The 15,223-nt window shown below is 53.4% G+C and carries 15 protein-coding genes; 7 read left to right on the top strand and 8 right to left on the bottom strand.

The features are described 5' to 3' along the window. Positions 1 to 22: 22 nt before the first annotated feature. Entirely contained in the window at positions 23 to 1,435 is a 1,413-nt protein-coding gene (ftsP, locus tag HV318_RS10025; protein WP_182272639.1) for a cell division protein FtsP, read from the top strand. 31 nt (positions 1,436 to 1,466) lie between these two features. Here ftsP and HV318_RS10020 read toward each other — a convergent pair whose 3' ends face one another. Then, positions 1,467 to 2,942 carry a TrkH family potassium uptake protein gene (locus HV318_RS10020; RefSeq protein WP_182272638.1) on the bottom strand — a complete coding sequence of 492 codons (1,476 nt, stop codon included), beginning with the start codon at positions 2,940 to 2,942 and terminating at the stop codon, positions 1,467 to 1,469. A 201-nt stretch (positions 2,943 to 3,143) separates the two neighbouring features. On the opposite strand from HV318_RS10020, the gene HV318_RS10015 reads away from it, so the two are divergent. Then, positions 3,144 to 5,315 carry a YgiQ family radical SAM protein gene (locus tag HV318_RS10015; RefSeq protein ID WP_524537204.1) on the top strand — a complete coding sequence of 724 codons (2,172 nt, stop codon included), beginning with the start codon at positions 3,144 to 3,146 and terminating at the stop codon, positions 5,313 to 5,315. Between the two features lie 32 nt (positions 5,316 to 5,347). On the opposite strand, the gene dkgA is transcribed toward HV318_RS10015, so the two are convergent. Both dkgA and yqhD read right to left on the bottom strand, forming a co-directional pair. Then, complete coding sequence (gene dkgA, locus HV318_RS10010) at positions 5,348 to 6,175, bottom strand: 2,5-didehydrogluconate reductase DkgA (RefSeq protein WP_182272636.1); 828 nt, start codon at positions 6,173 to 6,175, stop codon at positions 5,348 to 5,350. A gap of 106 nt (positions 6,176 to 6,281) precedes the next feature. Further along, entirely contained in the window at positions 6,282 to 7,445 is a 1,164-nt protein-coding gene (gene yqhD / locus HV318_RS10005) for an alcohol dehydrogenase (RefSeq protein WP_182272635.1), read from the bottom strand. Between the two features lie 194 nt (positions 7,446 to 7,639). Here yqhD and HV318_RS10000 point away from each other — a divergent pair, with 194 nt between their 5' ends. Continuing rightward, positions 7,640 to 8,539 carry an AraC family transcriptional regulator gene (locus HV318_RS10000; protein WP_182272634.1) on the top strand — a complete coding sequence of 300 codons (900 nt, stop codon included), beginning with the start codon at positions 7,640 to 7,642 and terminating at the stop codon, positions 8,537 to 8,539. A gap of 49 nt (positions 8,540 to 8,588) precedes the next feature. Here HV318_RS10000 and yghB read toward each other — a convergent pair whose 3' ends face one another. Both yghB and metC read right to left on the bottom strand, forming a co-directional pair. Continuing rightward, on the bottom strand, positions 8,589 to 9,248 hold the full coding sequence (yghB, locus tag HV318_RS09995; RefSeq protein WP_182272633.1) for a DedA family general envelope maintenance protein YghB: 660 nt from the start codon (positions 9,246 to 9,248) through the stop codon (positions 8,589 to 8,591). A 142-nt stretch (positions 9,249 to 9,390) separates the two neighbouring features. Continuing rightward, positions 9,391 to 10,578 (bottom strand): cystathionine beta-lyase, encoded by a 1,188-nt coding sequence (gene metC / locus HV318_RS09990; RefSeq protein WP_182272632.1) that lies wholly within the window; start codon positions 10,576 to 10,578, stop codon positions 9,391 to 9,393. A gap of 251 nt (positions 10,579 to 10,829) precedes the next feature. Here metC and exbB point away from each other — a divergent pair, with 251 nt between their 5' ends. Both exbB and exbD read left to right on the top strand, forming a co-directional pair. Then, positions 10,830 to 11,561, top strand: coding sequence for a tol-pal system-associated acyl-CoA thioesterase (gene exbB / locus HV318_RS09985; RefSeq protein ID WP_182272631.1), 732 nt, complete (start codon positions 10,830 to 10,832; stop codon positions 11,559 to 11,561). 6 nt (positions 11,562 to 11,567) lie between these two features. Further along, entirely contained in the window at positions 11,568 to 11,993 is a 426-nt protein-coding gene (gene exbD / locus HV318_RS09980) for a TonB system transport protein ExbD (protein ID WP_182272630.1), read from the top strand. Positions 11,994 to 12,037: 44 nt separating this feature from the next. Here the strand turns inward: exbD and HV318_RS09975 are convergent, their stop codons facing one another. After that, on the bottom strand, positions 12,038 to 12,469 hold the full coding sequence (locus HV318_RS09975) for a cytoplasmic protein (RefSeq protein WP_182272629.1): 432 nt from the start codon (positions 12,467 to 12,469) through the stop codon (positions 12,038 to 12,040). Position 12,470: 1 nt separating this feature from the next. After that, positions 12,471 to 12,875: a hypothetical protein gene (locus HV318_RS09970; RefSeq protein WP_182272628.1), complete on the bottom strand. Its 405-nt coding sequence runs from the start codon at positions 12,873 to 12,875 to the stop codon at positions 12,471 to 12,473. A 104-nt stretch (positions 12,876 to 12,979) separates the two neighbouring features. Between HV318_RS09970 and HV318_RS09965 the strand changes: the two genes are divergently transcribed. Next, the gene (locus HV318_RS09965; RefSeq protein WP_182272627.1) at positions 12,980 to 13,483 is read left to right on the top strand and encodes an ESA_00282 family adhesion-associated protein; all 504 of its coding nucleotides are present in this window, start codon (positions 12,980 to 12,982) and stop codon (positions 13,481 to 13,483) included. An 81-nt stretch (positions 13,484 to 13,564) separates the two neighbouring features. Then, a complete protein-coding gene (locus HV318_RS09960) occupies positions 13,565 to 14,053 on the top strand; it encodes a TIGR00645 family protein (RefSeq protein ID WP_182272626.1) in 489 nt (162 codons plus the stop codon). 52 nt (positions 14,054 to 14,105) lie between these two features. Here the strand turns inward: HV318_RS09960 and mgrA are convergent, their stop codons facing one another. Then, positions 14,106 to 15,146 carry an aldo/keto reductase gene (mgrA, locus tag HV318_RS09955; protein ID WP_182272625.1) on the bottom strand — a complete coding sequence of 347 codons (1,041 nt, stop codon included), beginning with the start codon at positions 15,144 to 15,146 and terminating at the stop codon, positions 14,106 to 14,108. Positions 15,147 to 15,223: the final 77 nt, after the last annotated feature.

Below are 15,223 nucleotides of genomic sequence, written 5' to 3'. Positions count from 1 at the left end.
AGTCGTTTCAGATGGAGCTTATATGTCACTCAGTCGGCGTCAGTTTATTCAGGCTTCGGGGATCGCCCTTTGTGCAGGCGCAATACCGCTGACAGCCAACGCCGCCGGGCAGCAACAGCCGCTGCCCATTCCGCCGTTAATTGAATCCCGTCGCGGGCAGCCGCTTTTCCTGACGCTACAGCGCGGCCACTGGTCGTTTACTCAGGGAACGCGAGCGTCTGTCTGGGGGATTAACGGGCGCTATCTTGGGCCAACCATTCGCGTGTGGAATGGCGATGACGTTAAGCTGATCTACAGTAACCGTACGTCCGAAAATGTCGCCATGACCATCAGCGGGTTGCAGGTACCAGGGCCGTTGATTGGTGGTGCTGCTCGCATGATGTCACCAAATGCCGACTGGGCCCCCGTGCTGCCTATTCGTCAGGGCGCGTCCACCCTGTGGTACCACGCCAACACGCCTAACCGCACCGCTCAGCAGGTTTACAACGGCCTGGCCGGGATGTGGCTGGTGGAAGACGACGTCAGCAAATCCCTGCCGCTCCCGAACCACTATGGTGTGGATGACTTCCCGGTCATTATCCAGGACAAACGTCTGGATAACTTCGGTACGCCGGAATACAGTGAGCCGGGCAGCGGTGGCTTTGTCGGCGACACGCTGTTGGTTAACGGCGCGCAAAGCCCGTATGTCGACGTCTCGCGCGGCTGGGTGCGCCTGCGTCTGCTTAACGCCTCTAACTCGCGTCGCTATCAGCTGCAGATGAGCGATGGCCGGGCATTGCACGTGGTTGCAGGTGATCAGGGCTTTTTACCTGCGCCGGTTTCCGTCAAACAGCTTGCGCTCGCGCCAGGTGAACGCCGTGAAATTCTCATTGATATGACCAACGGGGATGAAGTGTCGATCACCTGCGGTGAAGCGGCGAGCATCGTTGACCGTATTCGTGGTTTCTTTGAGCCGTCGAGCATTCTGGTCTCCACGCTGGTGCTGACCCTGCGACCAACGGGCCTGTTGCCGCTGGTGACCGATAGCTTGCCAATGCGCTTGCTGCCGCAGGAGATCATGAGCGGTTCGCCGGTACGTAGCCGTGAGATCCACCTGGGTGATGATCCGGGCATTAACGGTGCGTTGTGGGACGTCAAGCGCATTGATATCACCGCACAGCAGGGAACCTGGGAGCGCTGGACGGTACGCTCGGACATGCCGCAGTCGTTCCACATTGAAGGGGTAAGCTTCCTTATTCGCAACGTTAACGGTGCGATGCCCTTCCCGGAAGACCGTGGCTGGAAAGATACCGTCTGGGTGGATGGACAGGTCGAGCTGCTCGTCTACTATGGCCAGCCTTCGTGGCCGCACTTCCCGTTCCTGTTCCACAGCCAGACGCTGGAGATGATGGACAGGGGGTCCGTAGGACAAATGCTGGTGAACCCCGCGCCGTAACCTGTGACATTCCCGGCTTGCCGGGAATGGCTTATGCCCGCCAGAAGAAACGTGAGCAAAGGATCAGTACCGGGTAAATTTCCAGTCGACCCAGAATCATTGCCGCGCACATCAGCAACTTGGCCTCTTCTTTTAGCGTGCCGAACGTCGATGCCGTTTCCCCGAATCCCAGCCCCATATTGTTGATGCAGGCCGCCACGGTTGCAAATGAGGTAAACAGATCGTACCCCATCAGGTTCAGCATCCAGACGAAAAGACCCGTGATCATCACGTAGAGAAAGAAGAAGCTCCACACCGAGCGCAGAACGCGTTCATTCACCACGCTTTTGCCCACTTTGATGCTCAACAATGCTCTGGGATGTGCCAGCTGGTTCAGCTCCTGAACACTCTGTTTGAACATAATGAGGAAGCGCAGGGCTTTGATCCCGCCGCAGGTTGAACCAACGCAGCCGCCAAAAAAGCTGGCACTCAACAACAGGAAGATGGTGTGAGCGGGCCATTTTGCATAATCGGCCGTGGACAGGCCGTTATCCGTCATCATTGAGCTGGCCAGAAAGAAGGCGTGAACCAGGCTATCGGTGGCGTTGTACATCCCCGCATGCCAGACCTGCCAGGCCGTGATCGCGATGATAACCGTAGCGGCTGCCAGAAAGAATTTAACCTCAGGGCTGCGGCGAATCGGTTTGAATGTGCGCCTGGTAATCACGACATACCACAGGGTAAAGTTGAATGCGGAGAGCAGTGAAAACAGGCCAGCGACAACTTCAATCGCATTGCTGTCATAAAAACCGATGCTCTCGCTGCGGGTCGAAAAACCGCCCAGAGAGACGGTTGAAAGCCCGTGACAGAGCGCATCGAAGAAGGGCATGCCTGCCAGCCAGTAGGCCAGCGTACAGGCAATGCCAAGAATGAGATAGGTGACCCACAGCGTACGGGCGGTATCGGCAAGCCTCGGTGTGAGTCGCTCCTCTTTAAACGGGCCTGGCATTTCTGACTGATACAGTTTCATGCCACCGATCCCCAGTAAGGGCAGTACCGCCACGGCCAGAACGATAACCCCTAAGCCACCAATAAAATTAAGCTGCGCGCGGTAGTAAAGATACGATTTCGGCAGGGCACTGACGTCACCAATCACCGTTGCGCCCGTGGTGGTGATACCTGAAACCCCTTCAAAAAGAGCGTCGGCAAACGAGAGATGCAGCCCATCATCCAGCCACATTGGCATGGCGCTGATAAATGAAAACAGGAGCCAGAACAGAACAATAATCACAAAGCCATCGCGGGTGCGCAGCTGTATTCCGGCGTGTCGTGTGGCCCGCCATGCGATGCCGCCGAGAGTGAAGAACGTTAAAAAGGTGCTTAAAAACGTGAAAAAGTTACGCTCTTTGTTTATCAGGGCGATGACCATTGGAGGCAGCATGGAAAGGCTGTAGAGAAGCACCAAAAAACCGCAAAGATGGAGCACCACCCGCAGTTGGGAAACATTTAACGAGTCATTGAACTTCACAAATAAACTCCGTGCCAGAACACATTCCGGTGGCTGGTTACCGGAAGAATATAGTGGATATTATGATCCAAAATTGCCAATGCGCGGTATTTTAACAACTTCCATGATTTTATGTTTTATGTGTGCATCCTTTTCTTCATTTATGGCGGAGTAACAGCGTATAATCCCGCTCCTTTTGTTTATTTTTTCTTCGGAAGCATTATGAGCGCAATTTCCCTGATCCAGCCGGATCGTGACCTCTTCTCCTGGCCCCAGTACTGGGCTGCTTGTTTTGGGCCGGCTCCGTTCCTGCCGATGTCCCGTGAAGAGATGGACCTACTGGGCTGGGATAGCTGCGATATCATTCTGGTCACGGGCGATGCCTACGTTGACCACCCAAGCTTTGGCATGGCGATTTGTGGCCGTATGCTCGAAGCACAGGGCTTCCGTGTCGGGATCATTTCTCAGCCTGACTGGAACAGCAAAGACGACTTTATGCGTCTGGGTAAGCCAAACCTGTTCTTCGGTGTCACCGCTGGCAACATGGACTCGATGATCAACCGTTACACCGCTGACCGTAAGCTGCGTCATGACGACGCCTACACCGCCGATAACGTGGCGGGTAAACGTCCTGACCGTGCCACGCTGGTCTACACTCAGCGCTGTAAAGAAGCCTGGAAAGATGTGCCCGTCATTCTCGGGGGCATTGAGGCGAGCTTGCGCCGTACCGCACACTATGATTACTGGTCTGACACCGTGCGCCGTTCGGTGCTGGTAGATTCCAAAGCCGACATGCTGATCTTTGGCAACGGCGAACGTCCGCTGGTGGAAGTTGCGCACCGTCTGGCGCAGGGTGAGCCTGTAGGCAACATCCGCGACGTGCGTAACACCGCGATTATGGTCAAAGAGGCACTGCCGGGCTGGAGCGGGGTGGATTCCCGCATCATTGATATGCCGGGCAAAATTGACCCGATCCCGCATCCGTACGGCGAAGATCTGCCGTGTGCAGATAACAAACCGGTTGAGCCGAAGAAAACAGAAGCGAAAACTATTGTCGTTCAGCCTCCGCGTCCTAAACCGTGGGAAAAAACCTATGTGCTGCTGCCGTCCTTCGAGAAGGTCAAAAGCGACAAGGTACTTTACGCTCATGCCTCCCGTATTCTGCATCACGAAACCAACCCGGGATGCGCACGCGCGCTGATGCAAAAACACGGTGAACGTTATATCTGGGTTAACCCGCCGGCGATCCCACTCTCAACCGAAGAGATGGACAGCGTCTTTGCGCTGCCGTATAAGCGTGTACCCCATCCGGCATACGGTAAAAGCCGTATTCCGGCCTATGAGATGATCCGCTTCTCTATCAATATTATGCGCGGCTGCTTCGGCGGTTGCTCGTTCTGCTCTATTACCGAGCACGAAGGCCGTATTATTCAGAGCCGCTCTGAAGATTCTATCGTCAACGAGATCGAAGCGATTCGCGACACGGTCCCTGGCTTTACCGGCGTGATCTCCGATCTTGGCGGTCCAACCGCCAACATGTACATGCTGCGCTGTAAGTCGCCGCGTGCGGAGCAAACCTGTCGTCGTCTCTCCTGTGTCTATCCGAGCATTTGTGAGCATATGGACACCAACCACGAGCCAACGATCAACCTCTATCGCCGCGCACGTGACCTGAAGGGCATCAAGAAGATCCTGATTGCCTCTGGCGTGCGTTACGATATTGCCGTGGAAGATCCGCGCTACATCAAAGAGCTGGCAACGCACCACGTCGGTGGTTATCTGAAGATTGCCCCGGAGCACACCGAGGAAGGCCCACTGTCCAAAATGATGAAGCCGGGCATGGGGAGTTACGATCGCTTTAAAGAGCTGTTCGATACCTACTCGAAGCAGGCGGGTAAAGAGCAGTATCTGATCCCGTACTTCATCTCTGCGCACCCGGGTACGCGTGATGAAGATATGGTGAACCTGGCGCTGTGGCTGAAACAGCGTCGCTTCCGTCTGGATCAGGTGCAGAACTTCTATCCGTCACCGCTGGCAAACTCGACGACCATGTATTACACCGGCAAGAACCCGCTGAGTAAGATTGGTTACAAGAGTGAAGACGTGGTGGTGCCGAAAGGGGATAAGCAGCGTCGTCTGCATAAAGCGCTGCTGCGTTACCACGATCCGGCTAACTGGCCGATGATCCGCCAGGCACTGGAAGAGATGGGTAAAAAACACCTGATTGGTTCGCGTCGCGACTGTCTGGTGCCAGCTCCGACGCTGGACGAAATGCGCGAAGCGCGCCGTCAGAACCGCAATACGCGTCCGGCGCTGACCAAGCACACGCCGATTGTGCATCAGCGTTCGAACGGCAATTCCAGTGCGAAGAAGCCAGTGAAGCGTAAAGCGTAAAAGAAAAACCCCGGCAAGCCGGGGTTTTCTATTTACCCACCAAACTGATCCGGATCGGGTCCTAGCCGCTTACCCTGATCCAGCTTCGCAATTTCGCCCAGCTCGTCTTTGTCCAGGCGGAAATCCCAGACGTCGAAGTTCTCGGCGATGCGCGCGGGCGTGACCGATTTCGGGATCACCACCAGGCCGTTGTCCAGATGCCAGCGAATGACAATCTGCGCCGGACTTTTGCCGTACTTATCCGCCAGCTCGCGAATAATTTTCTGATCGAAAACGCCTTCGCCACCCTGTGCAAGAGGGCTCCAGGATTCGGTCTGGATCTTGTGGGTCGCATTCCAGGCATGCAACTGACGCTGCTGCATCAGCGGGTGTAGCTCTATCTGGTTGATAACCGGCGCAACACCTGTTTCGTCAATCAGACGTTGCAGGTGGTGGATCTGGAAATTGCAGACGCCGATGCTTTTCACCAGCCCAAGCCGCTGTAGCTCAATCATCCCTTCCCAGGCTTCCACATAATGATCGATGGCCGGAACCGGCCAATGTATGAGGTAGAGATCGATGAAATCGAGCTGAAGCTTATCCAGGCTCTCCTGCAAGGCTTCGCGGGGGCGTTTCTGATCGTCATTCCACAGTTTGGTGGTAATGAAAAGGTCATCGCGGGGCATGCCAGCACTGGCCAGTGCTTTACCCACGCCGTCCTCATTTTTGTACGCGGCGGCGGTATCAATTGACCGATAGCCGACTTCCAGTGCTTTATGAATGGCGGAGACGACCTCGTCGTTACCGGCTTTCCATACGCCGAGCCCCAGTTGGGGCATTACGTTGCCATCCTGAAGCCTGATTACGGTTTGGTTTGCCATTATTCCTCCTTCATTTGCCATCCATCGGGGGGCGAACCCCCGATGGTGTATGTGCATTAAGTCTGGACGAAATGTCAAAAAACGAAAGGCGGGATGACAAAAACGCTTAGCGTGCCGCTTCGTAGATGCGACGGCTCACGTCCAGCGTAATGTCGCCGTGCTCGCCCAGATGAGTCATGCCGTGTTCTTCGAGTTTTGCCAGCAGAGCAGGGATGGAACTGCCATCCAGGCCATAACCGGAGAGGCGCGTTGGGACGCCCAGCGCTTCAAAGAAGTTACGGGTTGCTTCGATAGCAGCATCAATGCGCGCATCGTCAGAACCTTCGGTGATATTCCACACACGCTCAGCGTACTGCAGCAGTTTGGCGCGTTTGGTGTCACGTTTTTCATTCCACAATGCAGGCAGAACCACCGCCAGCGTCTGGGCGTGATCCAGACCGTGCATGGCCGTCAGTTCATGGCCCAGCATATGGGTTGCCCAGTCCTGTGGCACACCTGAACCGATCAGGCCGTTAAGGGCCTGAGTTGCCGCCCACATTACGTTGGCACGCACGTCATAGTTTTCTGGCTCTTTCAGCGCTTTCGGGCCTTCTTCGACCAGCGTCAGCAGAATACCTTCTGCGAAACGATCCTGAATTTTGGCATTTACCGGCCAGGTCACGTACTGCTCAACGGTGTGAACAAAGGCGTCGACCACACCGTTAGCCACCTGGCGTGCAGGCAGGGTATAGGTGTAAACCGGATCCAGAATAGCGAACACTGGCTGAACGTGTTCGTTCATGAAGGCCTGTTTGTCACCCGTGGTTTTACGGGAGATAACCGCACCTTTGTTGGATTCTGAGCCAGTGGCTGGCAGGGTCAGAACAGAGCCCATCGGGATTGCGCTTTTGATGTCGCTGCCGCGGGTTTCGAGGATATGCCACGGGTCGATACCGTCGGCATAATGTGCCGCAGCGGCGATGAATTTCGTCCCGTCCAGAACAGAACCGCCACCAACTGCCAGCAGGAAGGTGATTTTCTCTTCGCGGGCGATTTTTACTGCGTTCATCAGCGTTTCATAAGACGGGTTCGGCTCAATACCACCGAACTCACGGACGTCCAGACCTTGCAGGGCGCTGTACACCTGATCCAGCACACCGGTTTTTTTCACGCTGCCGCCACCGTAGGTGATCAGCACGCGGGCGTCAGCCGGGATCTGCGCACGCAGGTCGGCGATAGCGCCTTTACCAAACAGGATGCGGGTTGGGGTGTGGAGAATAAAGTTGTTCATTGTTCGTTCCCTATAGTGGGTGAAAAACCGTGGTGGCGAGATGGCTACCTGATGCTGCACATTGTGGCTGGCCGGGGCTATCCTCTCAATGCACATTCCTGCCGATGTCTTGCCCATTTCTACAGAGCACTGGAGAAAATGGGGAAAACTGCGCACACTGTCAGGGTCGGAAACCGTACCCGGAGTAACTCAACATGAACCGTGAAGCGATCTGTCTTCAGCTAACTTCTCAGATTAAGAGGCTGATAGATAAAGAAAAGATGCCAGATAATCTGCTGCCAGATATTCGCCTGCTCTACGGGACGAAGCCCGGGACACGCACGCCGGTGATGTACCAGCCGGGCATCGTTTTTCTCTTTTCGGGCCATAAAATTGGCTATATCAATGAGCGTGTATTCCGTTATGACACCAACGAATACCTGCTGCTGACAGTACCTTTACCCTTTGAATGTGAAACTTTCGCGACAGAGGCGGTTCCACTGGCGGGTATTCGCGTTAATGTTGATATTCTCCAGCTGCAGGAACTGCTGATGGAGATTGGCGAAGATGAGCTTTTCCAGCCATCGATGGCGGCGAGCGGGATTAACTCGGCAACGTTATCGGAAGAGATCCTCTGCGCCATTGAGCGTCTGCTGGACGTGATGGACAGGCCGCTGGATGCCCGCATTCTTGGCAAGCAGATCGTTCGCGAAATTCTCTACCATGTACTGCTGGGGCCGGGGGGCGGTGCGTTACTGGCGCTGGTGAGCCGCCAGACGCATTTCAGCCTGATCAGCCGCGTCCTCAAGCGCATTGAAAGCCAGTACACGGAAAACCTGAGTGTTGACCAGCTGGCGGCAGAGGCCAACATGAGCGTTTCGGCGTTTCACCATAATTTTAAATCAGTGACCAGCACCTCGCCGCTGCAATATCTCAAAACCTACCGGCTGCATAAGGCACGCATGCTGATGATCCACGATGGCATGAAGGCCAGTGCCGCGGCAATGCGGGTGGGCTATGAAAGTGCGTCGCAGTTTAGTCGGGAGTTTAAGCGCTACTTCGGCGTTACGCCGGGGGAAGATGCCACGCGCATCAGAACCATACAGGGGGCTTAAGGGGAGAGTGTAGGCCGGGTAAGTGCAGCACCCCCCGGCTTTTTTTACATCAGGCGCTGCAGTATTTCTTCTTAATCACCACAATCAGCGTTCCGACCAGCCCTGCAACCAGCAGGAACATCGGCAGAATCATCAGGAAGGTCATGACCTGGTCTTCATGATGTTTCACAAACGGGATCATATTCAGCGCGAAGCCGAGTGAGGTCACGACGCCAACCCACAGCAGGGCGCTCAGCCAGTTGAAGAACTGGAAGCGGCGATTAGACAGGCCGGAGATGCCCGCCATTGTTGGCAGCAGGGTGCGAACAAATGCCAGAAAACGCCCGACCAGCAGTGCCAGCAGGCCATGCCGGTCAAACATGCAGGTCGCACGTTGATGATATTTATGCGGCAACTGCGCCAGCCAGCTTTTCACGACGCGCGTGTTTCCGAGCCAGCGGCCCTGCAAATAGCTCAGCCAGCAGCCCAGACTGGCTGCAGAGGTAAGGATCACCATCGTCGACGTGAAGTCCATGACACCTTTGCCGATTAACGCTCCGGCGAGCAAAAGCAGGCTATCGCCGGGTAAAAACGAGGCTGGCAGCAATCCATTTTCCAGGAACAGGGTCGCAAACATCACGAAATAGACGATACCTATGACGTGAGGGTCTGCCAGCGCGGCAAAATCGTGTTGCCAGAGCGCTGCGATAATATCTTGAATAACAGCCATGGACTTTCCTGTGGGACAGCAGATATGACGTGATTGTACTCCCAATTATACTCGCTGGGTTTGATCGTGGGCGCAACTCATGCAGACTTTTCTGCTTGCAGTGTCCACAAAAGCGTCCAGGAGTACATTTTCAGCCAGCACTTTACACGATACGCTCAAATCCTGCCGACAAATCCGCAATTAAATCGTCCACATTTTCTAAACCAATATGCAGACGGATCAGTGTTCCGCTGAAATCCACTTCGCCACCCGGACGCAGGGCTGCGATCTGTTCTGGCTGGTTAGGCAAGATCAGGGATTCAAACCCGCCCCACGAGTAGGCCATGCTGAAGAGGGTAAAATTATCCAGATACTGGGCCAGCTCGTCATTATTCAGCCTTTTTTTAAGAACAAATGAGAACAGCCCGCTGCTACCTGTAAAGTCACGTTGCCAGAATTCATGGCCTTTGCTGCCCGGGAGCGCCGGATGGTTGACCCGTTCAACCTGAGGATGCTGTGCCAGCCACTCGGCCACCTTCAGGCTGCTTTCATGGTGCTGACGCAAACGCACACCCAAAGTACGAATACCGCGGCTGGTCATGTAGGCGGTATCGGCATCGACCATCTGACCCATCAGATAGGCATTTTCGCGCAGTTGATCCCAGCAGCGGGCGTTGGACACTGCCGTGCCAATCATGCCGTCGGAGTGACCAATCAGGTATTTCGTTGCCGCCTGAATAGAGATATCAATGTCGAATTCCAGCGCTTTAAACAGCACGCCCGCCGCCCAGGTGTTGTCGATCATGATGATCGCTTCCGGTGCCTTGCTGCGCACGGCTTTCACGATGGCAGGAACGTCATGCACTTCCATCGTGATAGAACCCGGGGATTCCAGGAATACGATGCGCGTGTTTGGCTGAATAAGTTCTGCGATACCCTCACCAATCAGCGGATCAAACCAGCTGGTCGTCACGCCGAGCTTGCTGAGGATTTTGGTACAGAAATCCTGACTTGGCTCATAGGCGGTGTTGGTCATCAGGATATGGTCACCCTGTTCGACAAACGCCAGAATGGTATTGGCCACCGCTGCTGCACCGCACGGGAACAAGGCGCAGCCCGCGCCACCTTCCAGCTCGCACATGGCTTCCTGCAATGAAAAATGGGTTAGCGTGCCACGACGGCCATAAAACAGCCCACCGCTGGCGCGGTTACGCGTGGCAATTTTCTTGTCCTCAACGGTATCAAACACCAGCGAGGAGGCGCGTTGAATCACGCTGTTGACCGATCCCAGTGTGTATTTTTTACTGCGCCCGGCCTGTACCAGCGTGGTATCAAGATGCTTCTTTGTCATGTTCGCTAACCCTGTTTTTATACGTCTGGACGTCCAGACTACCACGATTGTAACATTGTGCACCCGGATGCTTATCGAATAAGCAGAAAATTTTATGAATAATACGCATAAGCAATTTTTACTGCGTAAGCGCAATGAAAGTGAGCGTAAATGGCGGCAGCATGTAAATACTAATGAGAAACACTATCAATTCGATGGTGTTTTGATATCATTACGCTCAGATTTTGTGATTTGCGTCCTGGAGATACAGAGTGGGTAATAATTTGATGCAGGCGGATCTCTCCGTCTGGGGCATGTATCAGCATGCTGACATCGTGGTTAAGATTGTGATGATCGGCCTGATTCTGGCGTCCGTTGTCACCTGGGCTATTTTCTTCAGCAAGAGTGCCGAGCTTCTCGCGCAGAAGCGTCGCCTCAAGCGCGAGCAACAGCAGCTGGCCGAAGCCCGCTCTCTGGATCAGGCTTCTGATATAACCTCATCCTTCCACCCGAAAAGCCTGACCACTCTGTTAGTTAACGAAGCGCAGAACGAGCTGGAACTTTCCGCAGGCAGTGAAGATAACGAAGGTATTAAAGATCGTACTGGTTTCCGTCTGGAACGTCGCGTTGCAGCCGTGGGTCGTCACATGGGCCGTGGTAATGGTTATCTGGCAACTATCGGTGCGATTTCTCCGTTTATCGGCTTGTTTGGTACGGTCTGGGGCATCATGAACAGCTTTATCGGCATTGCGCAGACTCAAACGACAAACCTGGCCGTGGTGGCACCGGGTATCGCCGAAGCGCTACTGGCGACGGCTATCGGTCTGGTTGCGGCAATTCCGGCAGTGGTTATCTATAACATCTTCGCGCGTATGATTGGTAGCTACAAGGCGACTCTCGGTGACGTCGCCGCGCAGGTTTTGCTGCTGCAAAGCCGTGATCTTGACCTGAATGCCAGCGCTGCTAAACCGGTACACGCTGCGTCCAAACTGCGCGCAGGTTAATCCACTATGGCAATGCGTCTTAATGAAGATCTGGACGATAACGGTGAAATGCATGAAATCAACGTGACGCCGTTTATCGACGTCATGCTGGTTCTGTTGATTATCTTCATGGTTGCTGCGCCGCTGGCGACGGTGGATGTGAAGGTGAATCTTCCCGCCTCCTCCAGCCAGCCGCAGCCGCGCCCGGAAAAGCCTGTCTATCTGTCGGTGAAAGCGGATAAATCCATGTTCCTGGGTAACGACCCGGTGACGGATGAATCGGTCATTCCGGCACTGGAGCAGCTTACCGGTGGTAAGAAAGACACCACCGTTTTCTTCCGCGCGGATAAAACCGTCGATTACGAAACCATGATGAAGGTAATGGACACGCTGCATCAGGCGGGGTATCTGAAGATTGGTCTGGTCGGTGAAGAGAGAGCGGCCGCGAAATAAAATGAAGAGCTGGCGAAAGTCAGCTTTTTTTTGCACGTACTGAATTAGTTTTTTGTTTCTTCCCCGGCATGCGCATCTTCATTGAGCGCGACACAGGTGACATTTGACGTACGATACTCGCCGTCGGACAGTTTGCGCGTCAGGCGCAGGGTGGCGGTTTCTCTGGCGAGCAGATACTGATAATTGGCCTCCAGCCGCCCCAGGAGCTTCTCCTTCAGCTCCGGACGTTGTTCGATAATGGCATTAATCACTACACCGTAAATCTCTTCCTTAACCTGTAAAGAATAAATTTCACGGCGGTTCTGCCACTTCAGGCGTACCAGCGTCGCAGGAATGGATATCAGGTCTTGCGTAATACGCGTCATCTCGGCGTTTTTTGTGTTTCTCAACGCATCGAGATTTTGCTCTAAGATAAACTCATCACTTTTTTTGTCATCTAAAGTCAAATATACGTTGTTATCGTTAACTTCTTTCACGTTAATCTTCCCCGAGGTCATAAAAAATGGGGCTGTTTTTTTCGCGAGTAATTAGATTAAGCCAAATTTCATTGCCCGCTTCATTTATTTCTTTGGTTTTTTCAGCCATTATTTGACTTAGTTTCTGGGCATCTATTTCACCTTCGGCCTGCAGGTCATCCAGCAGGTGTACAAAGGCTTCAATTTTTACAGCGCGAAATAAACGGTCTTTTATATGGCGATCATGCTCTTCCAGCAACATATTACGGGATTTCCCGGTACGGGAGACACCAATTAATATGTCGGGCTCAAAATCAGAGAGCTTTCTTTTTCCCTTAGTGAAATTAACCTCTTTTTCTGCTTCCGTCGGTTGCTGTTCCACAGGCGCAATGCGGTACTTAGCCGGAACGAGATTGTCGGGAAGCATTTTTTAATTTCCTTTAATTTCAACGGGGTGGGGTTGGTAAAGGCGTGAGATTCGTTGACAATAACATGAGGCAATTTTAAAATCAAAAAAAATGGAGCCTACCCATGAACAGTATTTTTTTTACGGTCATTACATTACTATTATTGACCGCTGGCGTTCTTTTATTGATGCAAGAGTTCAATAAAACAAAAGTGTCGAAAGACGCCAGTGAGCCCCCGCAACCTGAACTGATGACAAAAGAGGAAGGTGAAGACCATTTCTCCGTTTTGATGAACTCGGTGACGCCGGTTTGGTACTGGCGGGTGAACCATGAATATATCGATTTTCTGCACGCGACAATAAAGCGAATGAAGATGTCGGAAATTAATGACACGCCGGGTCTGTTTGAGGCGCAACGCCGCTGCAGCGACCTGAATTCTGCTGTCTATAAATATTATGACAATATCAAGAAGCGCTGTCTGAATGGTGAGAAAGTTTCGTATTCTGATTTAGACGTATTAAACCTGCGTCAATGTTTTCGTGAGTTCAGTCTGGAAGCCTACCCGGAGCTGGTGGTGCTGGTCTGGCCGGAGTACGCGCGTCCAGAGGTAAACCCTGACGATGTGTAGGTGTTTTGTTGGTTAGTTGTTGCAAACAGTGAGCGTCGTTGAGATATACTGCGCGCTGGTTTCGTTTGCAGACAGGACACTATGGAACGCTTTTTTGAAAATGCAATGTACGCCTCACGCTGGCTATTGGCTCCCGTCTATTTTGGCCTTTCCCTGGCACTGGTCGCACTGTGCATTAAGTTCTTCCAGGAAATTTTTCACGTCTTGCCTGACATCTTTTCCATTGCCGAAGCGGATTTGATCCTGGTGCTGTTGTCGCTGGTGGACATGACGCTGGTGGGGGGATTACTGGTAATGGTGATGTTCTCTGGCTATGAGAACTTCGTCTCCCAGCTCGATATCTCTGAGCACAAAGAGAAGCTCAGCTGGCTGGGTAAAATGGATGCTTCGTCACTGAAAAATAAAGTGGCGGCTTCGATTGTGGCAATCTCTTCTATCCACTTGTTGCGCGTGTTTATGGATGCGAAGAATGTCCCGGATAATAAGCTGATGTGGTATGTGATTATCCATCTGACATTTGTGCTGTCGGCGTTTGCGATGGGGTATCTGGATAAGATCAGTAAGAAGTAAATACACACACCTTATTCCTCTCCCCACAGGGGAGAGGGTGAAAGGCCGCACCTTATTTATCCGACGACGCCTGCCACAAATTCAATTCGCCATCCGCAACATGCCGATCAATCCGTTCCAGCTCATCTTCGGTAAAGCGCAGGTTATCCAGCGCCTGAACATTCTCTTCCAGTTGTTCCGGCCGACTCGCACCAATCAGCACTGACGTCACGCGCTCATCTTTCAGCAGCCAGCTCAGCGCCATCTGCGCCATTGTCTGCCCACGGGCATGCGCCATCTCATTCAGCAGACGCAGGCTAGTGAGGTTAGCTTCAGTCAACATTTTTTCCGTCAGGCCGCGTACCTTCTTACCTTCGCGCTGCATACGCGAACCTTCAGGAATACCGTTCAGATATTTTCCGGTAAGCAATCCCTGAGCCAGTGGGGTAAACGCAATGCAGCCCGTACCGTTTGCTTCCAGCGCATCCAGCAGTCCGGTTTTGTCTACCCAGCGGTTTAGCAGGTTGTAGGACGGCTGGTGGATAAGCAGCGGAATCTTCCACTCCCGCAGCAGTTCGGCCATTGTTCGCGTGCGTTCCGTGGAGTAGGAGGAAATACCCACATACAGCGCTTTTCCGCTCTGCACGGTGTGCGCCAGCGCAGCGGCAGTCTCTTCCATCGGCGTGTTTTCATCCACGCGGTGGGAATAGAAAATATCAACATACTCCACGCCCATGCGCTTCAGGCTCTGGTCGAGACTGGCGAGCAGGTATTTGCGTGAACCACCTGAACCGTACGGCCCTGGCCACATATCGTAGCCCGCTTTGGTGGAGATAATCAGCTCGTCGCGATATGCGGCAAAATCTTCCCGCAGCAGACGGCCAAAATTCTCTTCTGCGCTACCCGCCGGTGGGCCGTAGTTATTGGCGAGGTCGAAATGGGTAATGCCGAGATCGAAGGCCTTACGCAGCAGCGCACGCTGGGCGTCGAGAGGCTGGACGTGACCAAAGCTATGCCACAAACCAAGCGACAGCGCAGGCAGGCGCAGGCCACTTTTTCCACAGTGGCGGTATTGCATATTCTCATAGCGGCCGGTGTAAGGGTGCCAGGACATGATGTCTCCTTTCTTGTCGATGAATTTTCGAAACAGCGTTTTCATTCTGTTCTTATCAAATCACATTTCATGGCGAT

This window comes from Enterobacter sp. RHBSTW-00901, from assembly GCF_014103115.1.
Classification (GTDB): Bacteria; Pseudomonadota; Gammaproteobacteria; order Enterobacterales; family Enterobacteriaceae; genus Enterobacter; species Enterobacter cloacae_P.
Note: the sequence above shows the minus strand (reverse complement) of the source record. Positions and strands in the feature narration are given on the sequence as shown.